Consider the following 17,383-nt stretch of genomic DNA (forward strand, 5'->3'; position numbering starts at 1 on the left):
TGATCAAAGGCAATATAAGCTTGATAATATTTTTTGCAAGAATGAAATTTGCTATAATTTGAATTTTTAAATTTATTGTAAGGAAAAATAAATGCGTTATGGTGAAAAAGAAATCAAAGAATTTAATGTAGATAATATGGAAATTTGGCCCAATGATGCTAAAAATGACTATATCATAAAGATCACTTTACCTGAATTCATGTGTTGTTGTCCTAGGAGTGGTTATCCTGACTTTGCAACGATATATCTTGAGTATATACCGGATCAATTCGTCGTTGAACTTAAAGCTATAAAACTTTATATCAATACTTTCATGTATAGAAATGTTTCACATGAAGCAAGTATCAATGAAATTTACAATACCTTAAAAGATAAACTCAAACCAAAATGGATCAAAGTTGTAGGGGACTTCAATCCACGTGGAAATGTGCATACAGTCATAGAATGCCGCAGTGATATGGTGGTACCTAAGTGAGTAGAATCTTCCCATTTTTTAATAAAAATTTAAAATTTTTCTAAAATAAATATGATATTAAATATTAAAATTATATAATTTATAAATCTAAAAAATTTTAGATTGATTAAAATTTTAAGGGAAGACATGGATAAAAAATTATTGAGTATAGTTGCCGGTGTGTGCTTGTTTGCTAATATAGCTTTAGCGGATGAAAAATCAGGATTTTTCATAGGAGCTGATGCTGCTTGGATGCATTCTAATGTAAAAGGTGATCTTAAGCATAATTTAACAGGTATGACTTTCAATGGAGATGTGTCAGGAAATATCCCTAATTTTGGATTAAGAGCTGGATATCGTTTCAATGAATCACATAGAATTTATGCCGCTTATAATTATTCTGACGAATTTAATGATTTGATTAAAACTCCAAAAATTCAAATAGAGGGCGATTTTACGACACATAAGTTTTTATTAGGCTATGATTTCACTCCAAAGCTTTTCACAAATACAAGGGCGGTTTTAGGTGTGTATTCTGGTTATGCAAAAACTAATATCGATCTAAAAACATCGTTTTTATCTCTATCTCAGAATTTTGATGGTTTTGTTTATGGAGCGAAATTGGGTGCTCTTTATGAACTTACTCCACGCAATGAAATAGAGTTTGGCGTTAAGGCAGAACAAATTCGTTATAATTCTAGAAATTTCTACCAAAGTACAATTGGATCTAATTTTTATGATCCTAAGCAAACAAATTATGGTGTATATCTAGGATATGCTTACAAATTCTAAGCGAAAAAATATCGCTTTTTTAGGTGCTGGATCTATAGCAAACAAAATCGCACCGATGCTAAAACAAGCAGGATTCCACCCGTATGCGGTGGGATCTTTAAGCCGTGCAAAAGATTTTGCTTTGACGCATGGTTTTGAAAAATTTTATACTGATTATGAAGGATTACTTAAAGATCAAAATATCGATCTTGTTTATATCAACACCCCACATTCTTTACACTATGATCATATAAAGCTTTGTCTTGAAAATCATAAAAATGTGCTTTGCGAAAAATCTTTCACTTTAAATTTCAAACAGGCTAAAGAGGTGGTGGAATTAGCAAGGGCTAAAAATGTGCTTTTAGCTGAAGGAATTTGGACGCGTTATATGCCTTATATAGATATCATTAAAGATCTTTTGGCAAAAGATTTAATCGGCGAAATAGTTAGCATAGAAGCAAATTTAGCCTACAATGTTACACATAAAAACCGCATAACAAGTTTAGAGCTTGGTGGTGGTGCTTTACTTGATGTAGGAATTTATACACTTAATTTTGCTCTTAGTTTTTTAAAAGATGAAATTAAAAATATTATTGCAACGTGTAAAAAAATGCCTAGTGGTGTGGATGAAAGCAATGGGATTATCTTAGAATTTCAAAAGGGTGCTTTTGCTTTTTTAAATTCAAGTGTAGCTGCTATTAGTGATAGAAAAGGCGTTATAAATGGAACAAAAGGTTATATTTGCGTCGATAATATCAACAATCCAAGTTCTATAAAAGCTTACGATAAAGAAAGAAAGTTAATAAAAGATTGTCTCGTGCCAAGTCAAATCAATGGTTTTGAATACGAATTTGAGGCCTGTTTTAAAGCCCTAGAACAAAATAAAATAGAATGTGATGAAATGAATCATGAAGAAATTTTAAAAATGATGAATTTGATGGATAGGGTGCGTGAAAAAATGGGAGTGAAATTTATCGGCGAGTGATCAACTACCCCCACCGATAAAATATTTTTCAACATCATCAAGCAATTTTTCACAAATTCTTGATTCTGTATTTTTATCCACAACAAGATTAATCGCAGTTTTTGTATCTCTAAAACTTCCAGCGGATTTTGAATTTTCACGCGAAAGCTTTTGATTATCTTTGGTGTATTCTATAGTGATATTAAATTTAAGCGCGGCACTGGCTTCACCTAGATTGGTTTTGATTAAAACATTCATTTGAGAAGCTTTGGCTAAAGTCGCTTGAGTTTTATTGACAATTTCTTTAAAACGTTGGCAAGAACGGATCAAAGAAGAGATGAATTTGTTATCAAGTCCCTCATAAGCAACTTTGAGTTTATTTTTTATATCTTTTGTACTTTCTTTTTCTGGAGCAACAAAAACCATGTAAAAACCATTTTTTATTTGAACGTTATCGCTTTTTGTATCACGCCCGCTTGACATTACTTTGACATAAATTGCATTATCAAGATATACGCGATCAACCATAGGGCCGTAAATTTCGTATTCTTTTTTGCGAACAATAACCTCTCTTGCTAAAACATTGAGTTTGACATTGGCTTCATGGATAATGGGTTCCATTTCTTTTTTAATTTCAAGTAATTCTTTTAACATAAAAATCCTTTTCTTGTTAAAGGGTTGATTTTGAAAAATTTTTCTTTAAAATATCAAATTAGCTTTTATATTTTTAAAACTAAATTATATCATAACTAATTTACTATATCGTTTTAATGAGAATTTATTTTAATCCATTTTATACTAGAATGATCAAATAAAGATTATTAAAAGTTTTAAAAAATGGTGGCTCCGATTGGACTTGAACCAACGACCACTACCATGTCAAGGTAGTGCTCTACCAACTGAGCTACGGAACCATGGTGGAGCATAGCGGGTTCGAACCGCTGACCCCAACGCTGCCAGCGTTGTGCTCTCCCAGCTGAGCTAATGCCCCTTGTTTTAAGAAATTTGAATTTTAGTAAAATATTACTTTTTTTTGCCTGAAAATTTTAAGTAAAAATTAAATTTTTTGCAATTTTATTGGAATATTTGTAAAATTTTTTTGATTGGCTTTTAATAACAAAAATAGTTTGATTAAATTTATTGATTAATTTTTTTATAAATATTTAGGTAAGTTTTTGATAACTTTACCATCGGCATAAGTTTGATCAATGGCAGACAGGAAGGGATTCGAACCCTCGAAAGCTTGCACTTTACACGCGTTCCAGGCGTGCTCCTTCAACCGCTCGGACACCTGTCTAAAATCGTTATTATAGCTAAAATTTTTCAGAATAAAGAAAAATTTTAGAAAAAAAAGCTATAATTTTGACTTAAAAACTTTTTGTCAGGGTAGCTCAGCTGGTTAGAGCGCTGGTCTCATAAGCCGGAGGTCGGGAGTTCAAGTCTCCCCCTTGACACCATTTCTCCAAATTTATCTCAATATAATTTAACAAATTTTAAATATTTGTTTTATAATTGTTAATTTATTTAAAGAGTTCTTATAATTTTGCTAATTTTTAAGTAATTTATGCTAAAAATAGGCCATGGAAAAAAATATTATTTTAGAAAATAATTCATATTTGGAAAAATTTTTTTCACATTTAAAAATGGATAAAGAATCTATTTGTGAAATTATTTGTGAAAATACAAAAACCTTTATAAATCAAGCTCCGCATAAAATAAAACAAGTTAAGGGCTATAAATACAAAGATAAAACGATTTATGAGTATAAGCTAAAGTTACCTAAACAAGCTTACCGTTTGGCATATATTTTTGATGGAGATGATATTAGGATTTTTTATATTTCTAAGACTTTGATCAAGGCTGATTTTACAAAAGAAATAGCAAAAGTAGTGTAATGATACAAAATAAAGATTTTATTCAAATTTGTTTTAAAAATTTAAAGCAAATCAATACTTTGGATATTTTGATTTTTCAAACTTCAAAAAAAGACAGAGCTATAAAAGTTCAAAAAATATCAGATGAAAGATTCAATGTTTTTGAGGAAGGTTTCTTTTGTAAAGAATTTTTAAATTTGGATGATAAAGAACTCAAAAAAATTCTCAAGCAACTTCAAAAAATAGAATTTCCAAGATCAAATCAGCTTTGGTTGAAAATAATTAAAAATAAATGATTTTATCATTTATTTTTAATTTGGATAAAGTGGAGTATTAATTAGTCTATTTGGGAGATAGAATTAGTTTTTATTTGTTTTGTCTTTAAAAATTACCCAAGCCATTCCAAAAAAGCCAACAATTACCACTGCTGATACAAAAATAATTTCAAAAATATCTAAACTTGTCACGGTGTTTTTACCCTTTCTTTTAATTGCCCACAAGCCGCTGAAATATCAAGACCTTTGCTTTCTCTTATGGTGCAAGTGACACCTTTTTGACTGAGTAAATCTTGAAATTTGATAGCATTTTCTAATTTAGGGCGTTGATATAAACTTCCTTCGTGAGGATTGAAAAGTATCAAATTTACTTTAGCCTTGATACCATTTAAAAGCTTAACAAGCTCCTTAGCGTGTTCTATTTTATCATTTACATTATCAATCAATAAATACTCAAACATCACTCGTTTTCTTTGATCTATAGGAAATTCTTTGACTGCCTCCATGATAGCGGCGATATTGTAAGCTTTATTGATCGGCATTAATTCCGTACGGAGCTCATCATTTACCGCATGTAAGGATATAGCAAGGAGTACTCCTAAATTCATTTTGCCTAATTCTTTTATTTGTTTAGCTAAGCCACTTGTGCTAATGGTTTGTCTGCGAGGGCTGATAGCTAGACCATCATTACAAGAGAGTATTTTAACTGCTTTGGCGACATTTTTAAGATTATCAAGGGGTTCGCCCATGCCCATATAAACTATATTGATTCTTCTTTCGTAAGGAATTTGATTATCTTTTTTAATGTAAAGAATTTGTGCAACAATTTCTCCAGCACTAAGATTTCTTTTAAGTCCGCCTTTTGCAGTCAAGCAAAAGCTACATCCGCTTTTACATCCTACTTGAGATGAAACACAGATTGTAAATTTTGCATGAGCTATTCTTTTGCCTTCTTCATCAAATTTTTCTTTTTTCATCGGCAATAAAACGCTTTCTATGCGTAAGCCATCTTTTAATTCAAAAAGATACTTTATGCTTTCATCTTTGCTTTTTTCTTTAAAGACGCATTTTAGAGCATCGAAATAATATTCTTTATTTAATTCTTCTCTTAAATTTTTAGGCAAAGAACTCATTTCTAAAAAGCTATCGGCGTATTTTTGATAGATCCATTGATAAATTTGTTTCACGCGAAACGTTGGTTGAATTTTATCTTCCAATTCTTCAGGAAGAAAATCTAAGATATTAATAGGTTTGTCCAAATAATCTTCCTTGATTAAATATAGTTGTGTTCTTTTAAATAATTTTCTAATTTTTCTTTGGCTTTTTTGTGATTTTTTATAAAATCTTCATGTGCGTTTTCATTGCAAAAATTTGTCGCACACAAAATGCATTTTGCTTGAATATTGAATTTTTTCGCAACACTAAAGACAGAAAAAACTTCCATATTTTCAAAATCTAATCCAAATTCAGCTAATTTTTTAGCCGCAGAAGTATTTTGGCAAATATAATTTGAAGAATTGATCTTGTAAGATGTTTCTTGTGAAACATTTTCAATATTAGTATTAAAATGAATTTCATTAAGTGTTGGGGTATAAAAATTTTCACTGATTTGAGAATATTCTATATTGAAAACATGGGAACTTTCATAAATTCCAAGAATTTCACCTTTATCATAAATTCCACAACTTCCTATAAAAAGCAGATCTTTAGGTTTTTCTTTTAAGCAAAGCTCTGTTAAATTAATACCCGATTCTATAAGCCCAACTCCTATACTTTTAGCAAAAGAAAAATTTTCATTACCACCAGCACAAACAATCATAAAGTTCTCCTAAATATATTTTTAGTATAATTTTAACTAAATAAGACTTAAAATTAAGAATTTTTGGTTAAAATAAAAAGTTCAATCATGGTAAAAGCAAAAAAACATTACGGACAAAATTTTTTAAATGATAAAAGCATATTAGATAAAATCATCCAAGCCATACCCAATGGTGTAAAAAATATAGTAGAAATTGGGCCTGGCTTAGGTGATTTAACGCAAGAACTTTTGAAAATTTCTAATGTAAAAGCGTATGAGATTGATTCAGATCTTATCCCTATTTTGCAAAATAAATTTCAAAAAGAATTAGAGTGCGGAAGGCTTAATTTAATTCATAAAGATGCAAGCGAAATTGCATGTCTAGATGAAAAGAAGTATTTTTTAGTTGCTAATTTACCTTACTATATAGCAAGTCATTTGATTTTGAAAGTTTTAGAAGATGAAAATTGCTCGGGCTTAATAGTAATGGTACAAAAAGAAATGGCGTTGAAATTTTGTGCTAAGCATGGAGAGAAAGATTTTTCAGCTTTGGGAATTTTAAGCGCTGTTATTTGTGATTGCGAAATACTTTTTGATGTTAGTCCTGAATATTTTTCTCCACCGCCTAAGGTGATGTCAGCGGTGATAAAAATGACTAAATTTAGGGAATACAAAGATTTTTGCCATATCGACACTTTTAAGAGATTTTTAAAAGAATGTTTCAAATCTCCAAGAAAACAGCTTATGGGGAATTTAAAAAACCATAAGATAAAATTGGAAGAAATTTTTAAAGAGTTGGAAATTAAATTAAACTCAAGGCCACATGAAATTTGCGTTGATTCATACCTTAAAATTTACGAAAGAGTAAAGGAAGACTATGAACGAAAACAACAATGAAAATAATGAAAATTCTGTAAAAACAAAGAAAAATAGATTTTATAATAAATTCAAAAATCGCAAGAAAAAAACAACAGATTCTGATAATGAAGCATCCGATCAGGTGAATTTGAAAAATTCAAATGAAAAAGCTAGTGCTGGTTTTAAAAATACTGATGAAGAATCTAAAGAAAAAAGAAAAAAAAGAAATCGCAATTTGCCTTCTAAACTTAGTGGAAATGAAGATTGGCAAATAGCTCTTGCAGAATGTATAGAAGCTAATCGTGTTTCACATGAAAATCGTTTGCACCCTTTAAAATACAATAACTCTAGCGAACATAAAATCCGCGTTATTCCCCTTGGGGGACTCGGTGAAATTGGTGGAAATATCACTGTTTTTGAAACAAATAATGAAGCAATTATTGTAGATATCGGTATGAGTTTTCCAGATGGGACTATGCACGGGGTAGATATCATCATACCTGATTTTAGTTATATTAGAAAAATTAAAGATAAAATAAAAGGTATTGTTATCACTCATGCACATGAGGATCATATAGGAGCTGTGCCGTATTTTTTCAAAGAATTTCAATTTCCTATTTACGCTACACCTTTAGCTCTTGGAATGATTTCAAATAAATTTGAAGAACACAATCTTAAAGCTGAAAGAAAATGGTTTAGACCGGTTGAGAAAAGAAAGGTTTATGAAATAGGTGAATTTAGTGTAGAATGGATCCATATTACACATTCTATTATCGATGCTTCAGCCTTAGCGATTAAAACCGATGCAGGAACGATTATCCATACAGGAGATTTTAAAATAGATCAAACTCCAATCGATGGCTATCCTAGTGATTTAAATCGTTTGGCTTATTATGGAGAAGAGGGTGTTTTATGCCTTTTGAGTGATAGTACCAATTCTTATAAAGAAGGTTATACTAAAAGCGAAAGTTCAGTAGGGCCAACTTTTGATCAAATTTTTTCTAAGACTAAAGGCAGAGTGATAATGAGTACTTTTAGTTCAAATATACACCGTGTTTTTCAAGCGATCAGCTACGGGTTAAAATACGGAAGAAAAGTTTGCGTAATAGGCCGTTCTATGGAAAGAAATCTCTATACAGCTATGGAGCTTGGCTATATTAAACTTGATCGTAAAATTTTTATCGATGCAGATGAGGTGAATAAATTTAAAGACAATGAAGTTTTGATTGTAACCACAGGTAGTCAAGGTGAGACTATGAGTGCGCTTTATAGAATGGCAACAGATGAGCATAAATTCATCAAAATCAAACCTACAGATCAGATTATTATTTCTGCTAAGGCAATCCCAGGCAATGAAGCTAATGTTTCTGCGGTGCTTGATTATCTTTTGAAAGCGGGAGCTAAGGTTGCGTATCAAGAATTCAGCGAAATTCACGTAAGTGGTCATGCAAGTATAGAAGAGCAAAAATTAATGCTAACGCTTGTAAAACCTAAATTTTTCTTGCCAGTACATGGAGAATATAATCATATTTTAAAGCATAAAGAAACAGCTATGAAATGTGGAATTCCAGAAAGAAATATTTATCTTATGAGCGATGGGGATCAAGTTGAAATTTGCCAAAAATATATCAAGCGTGTTAAAACGGTTAAAACTGGTAAAGTCTTTGTAGATAATCAAATCAATAAGCAAATTGCCGATGATGTTGTTATTGATCGTCAAAATTTAGCAGATAATGGTATAGTTGTGATCATCGCTCAACTTGATAAGGCAACAAAAACTCTTATTAATAAACCTAGAGTTTTTAGTTATGGACTTGTGGCTGATAAACACGATCATGCTTTTTCTAAAGAAATGGCAGATGTTTTGAGTCAATTTTTTGCCAATGTAAAAGATGAAATTTTAAATGATCCGAGATTTTTAGAAAATCAAATTCGTCAAGTGCTTAGAAAACATATTTTTAGAAAAATTAAAAAATATCCAACCATAGTTCCAACTATTTTTGTGATGTGATCAATGAGAATCAATAAATTTATATCACACAATAGTCGTTACTCTCGTCGTGAGGCTGATGAGCTGATTAAACAGGGCTTAGTAAAAATCAATAATAAAATAGCCCTTTTAAGTGATGAGGTTAAATTTGATGACAAGGTTTTTTTAAAAGGAAAAAGATTGCAAAAAAGAACGCAATTTAGTGTCATCATTTATCATAAACAAAAAGGTGAAATAGTCAGCAAAAAAGACGATCGTGGAAGAAAGACGATTTATGATACTTTGCCAAGACAATTTAATACTTGGCTTAGCGTAGGAAGACTTGATTTTGCAAGCGAAGGTTTGCTTTTGCTAACGGACTCTCCTGTTATAGCCGATGCTTTAATGCATAGTGATTTGGAACGTGAATATTATCTTAAAGTTAAAGGCGTGGTGAATAAACAAGTTATAGAGGCTATGCAAAATGGCTTAGAGATAAAAAATGAAAAAAAAGGCGCTCATGCAAAAACTAAAATTACCTCTATGACTTTTTCTCCTTTTTTGGATTTTGAAATTTTTGGCTCTAGTGGAGGTTATACCAAATTAAGAGTAGTGATCAATGAAGGTAAAAATAGAGAACTTAGGCGATTTTTTGGGCATTTTGATTTAGAAGTAATGGATCTTAAGCGTGTGGCTTTTGGGGCTTTGGATCTAGGTGTTTTAAAAGCCGGAAAATATCGTTATTTGGAAAATGGAGAATATGATAAATTACGAGATTTTTTAAAATCCAATGAAATCAAATATTAAAAAGCCCTTTCGGACTTTTTAATATTTTAGTATTTTTCAAAATATTTTTGAATTTTGGCACTATCATGAGTTTTTGTAAGAGCCAACATCAAAAGAACCCTTGCTTTTTGAGGATTTAAATTTTGGGCACTGATGAAACCTAAGTTCTGATCATCTTTGCTGACTGCTACAGATCCTGCAACCACTCTAGTGCTTACAGCTACTTTTAATCCTTTTTTCATTAAATCTTTTAAGACTTCTTTTTGGTTTTCATGGATGCTTCCAGCTCCACTTCCTGCTATAACCAAACCTTGAGTCCCATTATCAAACAAAGCCTTAGCTGCAACACCACTTCCATCATTGGAATAAGTATAAAGTATATCAACTTTTGGCAAAGTTTTTAATTTGCTAACATCAAAAGGAGTTTTTGTAGTATGATCCTTCGAGATTGTATTGTAGAAAAAGACTCTTCCATCAACTATATAACCTAAATTTCCAAAATCAGGTGAAGTAAAGGCATCAACATTAAGAGTATGGGTTTTAACTGCTCCTCTTGCGCCTAATATTTTATCATCCATTGCGATCATCACGCCTTTATTTTTTGCATTTTTATTAGCTGCTAAAGCTACAGCATTGTAAAGGTTTTTTGGGCCATCCGCACTCATAGCAGTTGCTGGACGCATAGCACCGACTAAGACAACAGGTTTATTGCTTTTTACGGTTAAATTTAAAAAATAAGCTGTTTCTTCCATGGTATCAGTTCCGTGAGTGATTACAATACCATCCACATCTTTTTTAAGCAATTCATTAATTTTTTTGGCTAATTTTAACCAAATTTCATCATTCATATTAGAACTATCGATATTAGCAATTTGCTCTCCGCTTACTTGTGCGATATCTTTGATTTGAGGAACAGCTTTGATTAGGGTTTCTACGCCTATAACTCCGGCTTTATATCCCGTTGTTTCAAGTTCGCTATCAATCGAACCAGCTATAGTCCCACCGGTTGCTAAAATCACAATTTTTGGCTTAGCTTCTAAGCAACTAACACTCAATAGCAAAAATACTATTAATGAAATAATATTTTTCATACCTTCCTCCTTTTTTAAATATTTAAAAATTATAATATAATTTAAATAAAAATAAATAAATTTTAAACTAAATATTTAAAAATTAAGAAAGTATTTTTACTCATTTATAAAAAATAATAAAATTGATTTTTAAATTTTTAATGCTATAATTTGCCCCTTTAAGTTTGCAGGTTGCAAAATAACATTTTTAGAGGTTTTTTATGGAAAATTTTTTAATTAATTTTTTTCATTTATCCCAAATTAAAAGTTTCTTACTCATTATTTTAATTGTTTGTCTTTTTGCCTTGCTCAAATTTTTCAAAAAAAGACTAAAATTTTATTTAATCATGGCAATTTCTTTAATTTTTGGTTTTGCTTTAGGGTATTTTTTACTTTATTTAGCAGGTTTTCCTAATGAAGAAATATCAAAATTTAGTTCTTCAAATTCTTTACGTTGGTTTTATGAAATTCATATTTGGATGAATTTTTTAAACACTTTGTATATAAGCATTTTAAGGCTTTTAGTCATTCCTTTGGTATTTATTTCTTTAATCCATGTTTTGATACATTTAGATGAAAAGATTCAAATAAAATCTTTGTTTTCTCGTGCTTTTTTTTGGTTTTTATTTTCAACGGGCATTTCAGCTTGTATTGGAATTTGTATTGCAATGGTTGCAAATCTTGGAAATAACATAGCTTTTGCATCAAATTCAAAAAATCTTCACGAACTTAAAGGTTTAGATGAGATCATTTTAAATTTAATCCCAAATAATATCATCAGCGCTATGAATTCAAACAATATTTTAGGGGTGATTATCTTTGCTTTTATTTTATCTTTTGGGGTAAGAAGTTTAAAAGAAAATCGTGGATTTAGAATTTTTTCTTTATTGACTAGTTTTTTACATCAAGTTATCATGAAGATCAGTTTTTATGTGATAAAAATCATGCCTTATTTTATCATTACAATGATCGCTAATGCCTTGATTTTAAATGGCTATAAGGTGCTTATTGATTCAATTTATTTTATAGCTTTGCTGTATGTTTCTTTTGCGGCTGTTTTTATTTTACATGCGTTATTATTATTGCTTCATGGGTTAAATCCTTTTATGTATTTTAAAAAGGCTTTGCCGGCTTTATTGATGGCCTTTAGCTCAAGAAGTTCAGCAGGAACTTTACCGGTTACCATTTCTACTTTAACTCAAAATTTAGGCGTTACTCATACTAATGCTTCTTTTGTTGCAAGTCTTGGAACAACTATGGGAATGAATGGTTGTGCCGGATATTATGCAGGAATGATTGCTGTTTTTATGTTTCATGCCTTAAATATACCTATGGGTATGAGTGAAATATTAATAACGATTGCTTTATGTATCATTGCTTCTTTTGGTATCGCTGGAATTCCAGGTATCACGATAATGATCATCTCTGTTATGCTTTCAGGACTTGGAATGCAAAGTCATTTTGCCTTACTGGCTATCATTTTAGCTATAGATCCTATACTTGATATGGCAAGAACTTGTAGCAATGTTTCAGGAGCTATGGTTGTAAGTCTTATAACAGATAAAGAAATGAAAAATTTAGACATGAAAAAATATCAAGAAAATTAAAATATAAATTTTTAGGTAGAATTAAAATTTTTTCAAAGAATTTATAAGATTTTAAATTCTTTGAATTGAAATTGAACTATAGATTTTTATAAGTATCTAAGATCTTGATATTTGTTAAAAAGTTTTTGCATATCTTAAGAAAAACCCATCTGTTCTAGGTTCTAGCATCAAATTAGGCACACGATCTACTAAAACAAAATTCCAAAATCCAGCTACTGCAGCACCTGCTATAATATCTCTTGTGTAGTGTTTATCTGCTTTTACGCGAGAATAAGCTGTATAAGTGGCTAAGATGTAAGGAATAATTGCTTGTTTAATCCCATATCTTTTATGGATAAAAGTCGCTCCAAAAAATGCTGCCGCGCTATGTCCACTAGGAAAGGATAGATTGTTGCTTTTATCAGGTCTTTCTTCTTTAACAATACGTTTAAGAATTTCTACACTTGCTTGAGTTGCAGCAAAACTCAATGTATAGGGTAAAATTCCATTTTTAAAATCATCATTATAAAAAAGCAATCCAAAAGCATAAATTGGGACTGCAATTTGAGTTATATCTCCTGCATTTTTGACTTGCTTTTTATCATCAAAAATATTTGCATTTAAATTAGAAATGAAAATCAATAATAAAAAAGCTTGGATTAATTTCATATCAAACCTCCAAATAAAAAATAATGAGATTTGTATTTTACCCCCCCCCTGAATTTAAACTTAAAAAAGTATTTTTAAATTATTTTTTATTAATATTTTTAAATTTTTCATCCAGATATAATTATATTTTTTTCCTTTTAAAAAGGATAAAAATATAATTTTTTATCAAATTTTCTTGACTTTTGAAAGCCAAATTTACTATACTCTCATTTTTATTTTTGGTTAGTTTTAAACTAACGAGTTCTTTTTAAAGGAAATATCATGGAAAGAATTAGGCTTAAGCTTAAAGCTTATGACCATCGAGTACTAGACAGAACAGTTGCAGCAATCGTAGAAGCTGTCAAAAGAACAGGTGCGGATATTAGAGGTCCAATACCAATGCCTACAAAAATCAAACGCTATACAGTTTTAAAATCTCCACATATTAATAAAGATTCTCGTGAGCAGTTTGAAATCAGAATTCACGCTCGTATGCTAGATATTGTAGCAGCGACTCCAGATACAGTTGATTCTTTAACTAAGCTTGATTTGGCGCCAGAAGTAAGCGTTGAAGTTAGAGCTATGGGTAAATAAAGGATAGAATATGGAATACATTGTAGAAAAAATTGGAATGAGTAGAACTATCAATAGTCCAAGTATCGCTGTAACTTTGCTAAGAGTTGTTAATGCAAAAGTATGCGAAGTTGAGAATGGAAAAGCGATAGTAGCATATTCAAAAGGTAAAACAAATAATAAATGTATCGCAGGACAACAAAAAAAATACAACCTTTCTGCTGAATTTAATCGTTTTGCAACTTTAGAAGTGGCAAATACTGAAGCAGGTGATTTAGATGAAACTCCATTGAGTGAAGCTAAAATTTTAAAAGTAAGTTTTAACTCTAAAGGTAGAGGTTATAGCGGTGTTATGAAAAGACATAATTTCGCTGGAGGTCCGGCAAGTCACGGTTCAAGATTTCATAGACGTCATGGTTCTATAGGTAATAGAGAATGGCCAGGTCGTGTTCAACCAGGTATGAAAATGGCAGGACATTATGGAAATACAAAAATAACTGTTAAGAATGAAGTCGTGTCTTATGATAGTGAAAATAAGATTTTAGTTGTTAAAGGTGCAGTTCCAGGATACAATGGAGCTATGGGTAAAATAAGGATTGCAAAATGAGTAAAGTAACCGTTTTAAATGATAAACTAGAAAAAGCAGGTGAACTTGATTTACCTTCAAAATACGCAGAAGTAAATCCACATAACCTTTACTTATATGTAAAATCTTACCTTGCTAGTCTTAGAGCAAATACAGCTCATACTAAAGGTAGAAGTGATGTAAGTGGCGGAGGTAAAAAACCTTGGAGACAAAAAGGTCGTGGTGGTGCTCGTGCAGGTTCAACTAGAACAAATGTTTGGGTAGGCGGTGCTGTTGCTTTTGGTCCAACTAATGAAAGAAATTATTTTCAAAAAGTAAATAAAAAACAAAAAAGATTAGCACTTGAAAGAGCTTTAGCGGATAAAGCAGCTAAAGGTGCTTTATTTACTGCAGATTCTTTAGCTATAGAAAGCGGAAAAACTAAAGATGCAAATGCTGTTATTAAAAAGCTTGGTGTAAAAGATGCTTTAATTGTTAAAGATTTACTAGATGAAAAAACACTTTTAGCTTACAGAAATTTAGCAAATTGCTATGTTGTAGATGTAACCGAAGTTAATGCTTATTTGGTATCTGTGTTTAATGCTGTTATTATGGAAAAATCAGCGTTAGAATCTATTACAAAAGAAGGATAATTATGGCAGATATTACTGATATTAAAACAATACTTTATACAGAAAAAAGTTTGAATTTGCAAGAGCAAGGTGTCGTAGTTATTCAAACTTCTCCAAAGATGACTAAAACAAGTTTAAAAGCTGTTTTAAAAGAGTATTTTGGCGTAACTCCACAAAGTATCAATTCTTTAAGAATGAGTGGAAAAGTTAAACGCTTTAGAGGTCGTTTGGGGCAAAGAAACGATTATAAAAAATTCTATGTTAAGCTACCTGAGGGTGTTAGCTTAGAAAATGTGGAGGCTTAAGATGGCAATTAAAACTTATAAACCATATACTCCAAGTAGAAGATATATCACTGGTTTAAGCTCAGAAGATATTACAGCAAAACCGAGTGTTCGCTCACTACTTGTTAAACTTCCATCTCATGCAGGACGCAATAGTTACGGAAGAATTACAAGTCGCCATAAAGAAGCTGGCGCTAAAAAACTTTATAGAATTATAGACTTTAAACGTCGTAAATTTGGTATCGAGGGTAAAGTAGAAGCAATCGAGTATGATCCATACAGAAATTGTAGAATCGCTCTTATTTCTTATAGAGATGGTGAAAAAAGATATATTATCCAACCACGTGGATTAGGCGTAGGTGATATAGTTGCTGCAGCAGAAGGCGGACTTGATATTAAACCAGGTAATGCAATGAAGCTTAAAAATATTCCTGTGGGTACTATTGTTCATAATATTGAATTAAAGCCAGGAAAAGGCGGTCAAATGATCCGTTCAGCAGGTGCTTATGCTCAACTTATGGGTAAAGAAGAAAAATATGTAATCTTAAGACTTGCAAGTGGAGAAATGAGACAAGTTTTAGCTGAATGTATGGCTAGTATCGGTGAAGTAGGCAATGAAGAATGGTCTAACATCACTATAGGTAAAGCGGGTAGAAATCGCCATAGAGGTATCCGTCCTCAAACTCGTGGTTCTGCGATGAACCCAGTTGATCACCCACACGGAGGGGGAGAAGGTAAGAAAAATTCTGGACGCCATCCAGTAACTCCATGGGGCAAACCAACTAAAGGTGCAAAAACTCGCCGTAAAAAAGCTAGTGATAAACTAATAATTTCAAGAAGAAAAGGAAAGTAAGATGGCTAGATCACTAAAAAAAGGTCCTTTTGTTGATGATCATGTAATGAAAAAAGTCATCGCTGCTAAAAAGGCTAATGATAATAAACCTATAAAAACTTGGTCTCGTAGAAGCACTATCATTCCTGATATGATAGGTTTAACTTTTAATGTTCATAATGGAAAAAGTTTTATTCCAGTTTATATAACTGAAAATCATATCGGTTATAAACTTGGAGAATTTGCTCCGACTAGAACATTTAAAGGCCATAAAGGTTCTGTTCAGAAAAAGATAGGTAAATAAGGAGAGGTGTATTTATGAGTAAAGCTTTAATTAAATTCATAAGATTATCTCCGACTAAAGCAAGACTTATTGCTAGAGAAGTTCAGGGGATGAATGCAGAACTTGCAATGGCTAGTTTAAAATTTATGCCAAATAAGGGAGCAAAATATATTGCAAATGCAATTTCAAGTGCGGTAGCAAATGGTGGTTTTGAAGCAAATGAAGTGATTGTAAAAAGTTGTCGTGTGGATGCAGGTGCTGTCTTAAAAAGATTTAGACCACGTGCTAGAGGAAGTGCAAGTCGCATAAGAAAACCTACTTCACATATTTTAGTAGAAGTAGCAAAAGTAGAAACAAAAATCGAAGAGAAAGCAACTAAAAAAGCTTCTGAAAAAAAAGCGACTACAACAGCTAAAAAAACAAGCACTAAAAAAGTAACAGCGAAAAAGGAAAGCTAATGGGACAAAAAGTAAATCCAATTGGTCTAAGACTAGGAATCAATAGAAATTGGGAGTCAAGATGGTTTCCAACTAAAGCTAATTTGGTAGAAAATATTGGCGAAGATTATAAAATAAGAGCTTTCTTAAAAAGAAAACTTTATTATGCAGGAATCAGTCAAATTTTGATCGAAAGAACTGCTAAAAAGCTTCGTGTAACTGTAGTTGCAGCAAGACCAGGTATTATTATCGGTAAAAAAGGTAGCGATGTTGATAATTTAAGAAAAGAATTACAAGATCTTATCGGAAAAGATGTCAATATCAATATCAAAGAAGAAAGAAGAGCAGGAGCTTCTGCACAACTTGCAGCTGAAAGCGTAGCAACTCAACTTGAAAAAAGAATTGCTTTTAGAAGAGCAATGAAAAAAGTAATCCAAGGAGCACAAAAAGCAGGTGCCAAAGGAATTAAAGTTTCAGTTTCTGGCCGTTTAGGTGGTGCTGAAATGGCAAGAACAGAATGGTATCTTGAAGGACGTGTGCCACTTCATACTTTAAGAGCAAAAATCGATTATGGTTTTGCTGAAGCTAGAACCACTTATGGTAACATAGGCGTTAAAGTTTGGATCTTTAAAGGTGAAGTATTGCAAAAAGGTTTGCAGGCTGAAAAAACCGAAGAAAATGCTCCAGCTAAAAAACCAAGACGCACAAGAAGGAGTAAGTAATC

22 protein-coding genes and 4 tRNA genes are annotated in these 17,383 nt (G+C 31.4%); 18 read left to right on the forward strand and 8 right to left on the reverse strand.

Annotated elements, in window-relative coordinates; translation table 11 throughout:
* Window positions 1–91: 91 nt before the first annotated feature.
* The 3 genes from queF to H2279_RS04855 all read left to right on the forward strand — a co-directional run bounded on the left by queF (window position 92) and on the right by H2279_RS04855 (window position 2,210).
* Window positions 92–475 carry a preQ(1) synthase gene (queF, locus tag H2279_RS04845; protein WP_337195798.1) on the forward strand — a complete coding sequence of 128 codons (384 nt, stop codon included), beginning with the start codon at window positions 92–94 and terminating at the stop codon, window positions 473–475.
* A gap of 126 nt (window positions 476–601) precedes the next feature.
* Window positions 602–1,246 carry an outer membrane beta-barrel protein gene (locus tag H2279_RS04850; RefSeq protein ID WP_337195799.1) on the forward strand — a complete coding sequence of 215 codons (645 nt, stop codon included), beginning with the start codon at window positions 602–604 and terminating at the stop codon, window positions 1,244–1,246.
* Window positions 1,230–2,210 (forward strand): Gfo/Idh/MocA family protein, encoded by a 981-nt coding sequence (locus H2279_RS04855; RefSeq protein WP_337195800.1) that lies wholly within the window; start codon window positions 1,230–1,232, stop codon window positions 2,208–2,210. The genes H2279_RS04850 and H2279_RS04855 overlap by 17 nt, the downstream gene beginning before the upstream one ends.
* Here H2279_RS04855 and H2279_RS04860 read toward each other — a convergent pair whose 3' ends face one another.
* The 4 genes from H2279_RS04860 to H2279_RS04875 all read right to left on the reverse strand — a co-directional run bounded on the left by H2279_RS04860 (window position 2,211) and on the right by H2279_RS04875 (window position 3,486).
* Window positions 2,211–2,843 (reverse strand): hypothetical protein, encoded by a 633-nt coding sequence (locus H2279_RS04860; RefSeq protein WP_137623869.1) that lies wholly within the window; start codon window positions 2,841–2,843, stop codon window positions 2,211–2,213.
* 184 nt (window positions 2,844–3,027) lie between these two features.
* Window positions 3,028–3,103, reverse strand: a tRNA-Val gene (locus H2279_RS04865).
* A gap of 1 nt (window position 3,104) precedes the next feature.
* A tRNA-Ala gene (locus H2279_RS04870) sits at window positions 3,105–3,180 on the reverse strand.
* Between the two features lie 218 nt (window positions 3,181–3,398).
* Window positions 3,399–3,486: transfer RNA gene (locus tag H2279_RS04875), tRNA-Ser, on the reverse strand.
* An 83-nt stretch (window positions 3,487–3,569) separates the two neighbouring features.
* On the opposite strand from H2279_RS04875, the gene H2279_RS04880 reads away from it, so the two are divergent.
* The 3 genes from H2279_RS04880 to H2279_RS04890 all read left to right on the forward strand — a co-directional run bounded on the left by H2279_RS04880 (window position 3,570) and on the right by H2279_RS04890 (window position 4,359).
* Window positions 3,570–3,646: transfer RNA gene (locus tag H2279_RS04880), tRNA-Met, on the forward strand.
* 123 nt (window positions 3,647–3,769) lie between these two features.
* Entirely contained in the window at window positions 3,770–4,084 is a 315-nt protein-coding gene (locus tag H2279_RS04885; RefSeq protein WP_137623868.1) for a hypothetical protein, read from the forward strand.
* Window positions 4,084–4,359 (forward strand): hypothetical protein, encoded by a 276-nt coding sequence (locus tag H2279_RS04890; protein WP_137623867.1) that lies wholly within the window; start codon window positions 4,084–4,086, stop codon window positions 4,357–4,359. The genes H2279_RS04885 and H2279_RS04890 overlap by 1 nt, the downstream gene beginning before the upstream one ends.
* 167 nt (window positions 4,360–4,526) lie before the next feature.
* On the opposite strand, the gene rlmN is transcribed toward H2279_RS04890, so the two are convergent.
* Together rlmN and H2279_RS04905 are read right to left on the reverse strand one after the other, a co-directional pair.
* Entirely contained in the window at window positions 4,527–5,597 is a 1,071-nt protein-coding gene (gene rlmN / locus H2279_RS04900) for a 23S rRNA (adenine(2503)-C(2))-methyltransferase RlmN (RefSeq protein WP_337195801.1), read from the reverse strand.
* Window positions 5,598–5,611: 14 nt separating this feature from the next.
* Window positions 5,612–6,157 carry a phosphorylase family protein gene (locus tag H2279_RS04905; RefSeq protein ID WP_337195802.1) on the reverse strand — a complete coding sequence of 182 codons (546 nt, stop codon included), beginning with the start codon at window positions 6,155–6,157 and terminating at the stop codon, window positions 5,612–5,614.
* Window positions 6,158–6,244: 87 nt separating this feature from the next.
* Here H2279_RS04905 and rsmA point away from each other — a divergent pair, with 87 nt between their 5' ends.
* From rsmA to H2279_RS04920, 3 genes are read left to right on the forward strand one after another with little or no spacing between them, the layout of a single operon-like run.
* Entirely contained in the window at window positions 6,245–7,033 is a 789-nt protein-coding gene (rsmA, locus tag H2279_RS04910) for a 16S rRNA (adenine(1518)-N(6)/adenine(1519)-N(6))-dimethyltransferase RsmA (RefSeq protein WP_337195803.1), read from the forward strand.
* The gene (locus H2279_RS04915; protein ID WP_337195804.1) at window positions 7,014–9,005 is read left to right on the forward strand and encodes a ribonuclease J; all 1,992 of its coding nucleotides are present in this window, start codon (window positions 7,014–7,016) and stop codon (window positions 9,003–9,005) included. Before rsmA ends, H2279_RS04915 begins: the two co-directional genes overlap by 20 nt.
* A gap of 3 nt (window positions 9,006–9,008) precedes the next feature.
* Window positions 9,009–9,770 (forward strand): pseudouridine synthase, encoded by a 762-nt coding sequence (locus tag H2279_RS04920; RefSeq protein WP_137623859.1) that lies wholly within the window; start codon window positions 9,009–9,011, stop codon window positions 9,768–9,770.
* A 26-nt stretch (window positions 9,771–9,796) separates the two neighbouring features.
* Here H2279_RS04920 and H2279_RS04925 read toward each other — a convergent pair whose 3' ends face one another.
* Window positions 9,797–10,840 carry a type II asparaginase gene (locus H2279_RS04925; RefSeq protein WP_337195805.1) on the reverse strand — a complete coding sequence of 348 codons (1,044 nt, stop codon included), beginning with the start codon at window positions 10,838–10,840 and terminating at the stop codon, window positions 9,797–9,799.
* Window positions 10,841–11,040: 200 nt separating this feature from the next.
* Here H2279_RS04925 and H2279_RS04930 point away from each other — a divergent pair, with 200 nt between their 5' ends.
* Window positions 11,041–12,426 carry a dicarboxylate/amino acid:cation symporter gene (locus tag H2279_RS04930; protein ID WP_337195806.1) on the forward strand — a complete coding sequence of 462 codons (1,386 nt, stop codon included), beginning with the start codon at window positions 11,041–11,043 and terminating at the stop codon, window positions 12,424–12,426.
* Between the two features lie 114 nt (window positions 12,427–12,540).
* Here the strand turns inward: H2279_RS04930 and H2279_RS04935 are convergent, their stop codons facing one another.
* Window positions 12,541–13,074 carry a phosphatase PAP2 family protein gene (locus H2279_RS04935; protein WP_337195807.1) on the reverse strand — a complete coding sequence of 178 codons (534 nt, stop codon included), beginning with the start codon at window positions 13,072–13,074 and terminating at the stop codon, window positions 12,541–12,543.
* Window positions 13,075–13,335: 261 nt separating this feature from the next.
* On the opposite strand from H2279_RS04935, the gene rpsJ reads away from it, so the two are divergent.
* Genes rpsJ through rpsC form a run of 8 tightly spaced genes read left to right on the forward strand, consistent with a single transcriptional unit; the run spans window position 13,336 to window position 17,381 of the window.
* Window positions 13,336–13,647, forward strand: a complete 312-nt coding sequence (gene rpsJ / locus H2279_RS04940) for a 30S ribosomal protein S10 (RefSeq protein WP_002779353.1) — start codon at window positions 13,336–13,338, stop codon at window positions 13,645–13,647.
* A 10-nt stretch (window positions 13,648–13,657) separates the two neighbouring features.
* Entirely contained in the window at window positions 13,658–14,233 is a 576-nt protein-coding gene (gene rplC, locus H2279_RS04945) for a 50S ribosomal protein L3 (RefSeq protein WP_137623855.1), read from the forward strand.
* Window positions 14,230–14,844, forward strand: coding sequence for a 50S ribosomal protein L4 (gene rplD / locus H2279_RS04950; protein WP_337195808.1), 615 nt, complete (start codon window positions 14,230–14,232; stop codon window positions 14,842–14,844). The genes rplC and rplD overlap by 4 nt, the downstream gene beginning before the upstream one ends.
* Window positions 14,845–14,846: 2 nt before the next feature.
* Window positions 14,847–15,128 (forward strand): 50S ribosomal protein L23, encoded by a 282-nt coding sequence (locus H2279_RS04955; RefSeq protein WP_137623853.1) that lies wholly within the window; start codon window positions 14,847–14,849, stop codon window positions 15,126–15,128.
* A gap of 1 nt (window position 15,129) precedes the next feature.
* Entirely contained in the window at window positions 15,130–15,960 is an 831-nt protein-coding gene (gene rplB / locus H2279_RS04960) for a 50S ribosomal protein L2 (RefSeq protein ID WP_337195809.1), read from the forward strand.
* A gap of 1 nt (window position 15,961) precedes the next feature.
* Window positions 15,962–16,243, forward strand: coding sequence for a 30S ribosomal protein S19 (gene rpsS, locus H2279_RS04965; RefSeq protein ID WP_002779444.1), 282 nt, complete (start codon window positions 15,962–15,964; stop codon window positions 16,241–16,243).
* Window positions 16,244–16,257: 14 nt separating this feature from the next.
* Window positions 16,258–16,680 carry a 50S ribosomal protein L22 gene (gene rplV, locus H2279_RS04970; RefSeq protein WP_137623851.1) on the forward strand — a complete coding sequence of 141 codons (423 nt, stop codon included), beginning with the start codon at window positions 16,258–16,260 and terminating at the stop codon, window positions 16,678–16,680.
* On the forward strand, window positions 16,680–17,381 hold the full coding sequence (gene rpsC / locus H2279_RS04975; RefSeq protein ID WP_137623850.1) for a 30S ribosomal protein S3: 702 nt from the start codon (window positions 16,680–16,682) through the stop codon (window positions 17,379–17,381). The genes rplV and rpsC overlap by 1 nt, the downstream gene beginning before the upstream one ends.
* The last annotated feature ends 2 nt before the right edge of the window (window positions 17,382–17,383 follow it).

The sequence above is a fragment of the Campylobacter sp. B0100352/1 genome, assembly GCF_020135855.1.
Taxonomy (GTDB): Bacteria; Campylobacterota; Campylobacteria; order Campylobacterales; family Campylobacteraceae; genus Campylobacter_D; species Campylobacter_D taeniopygiae.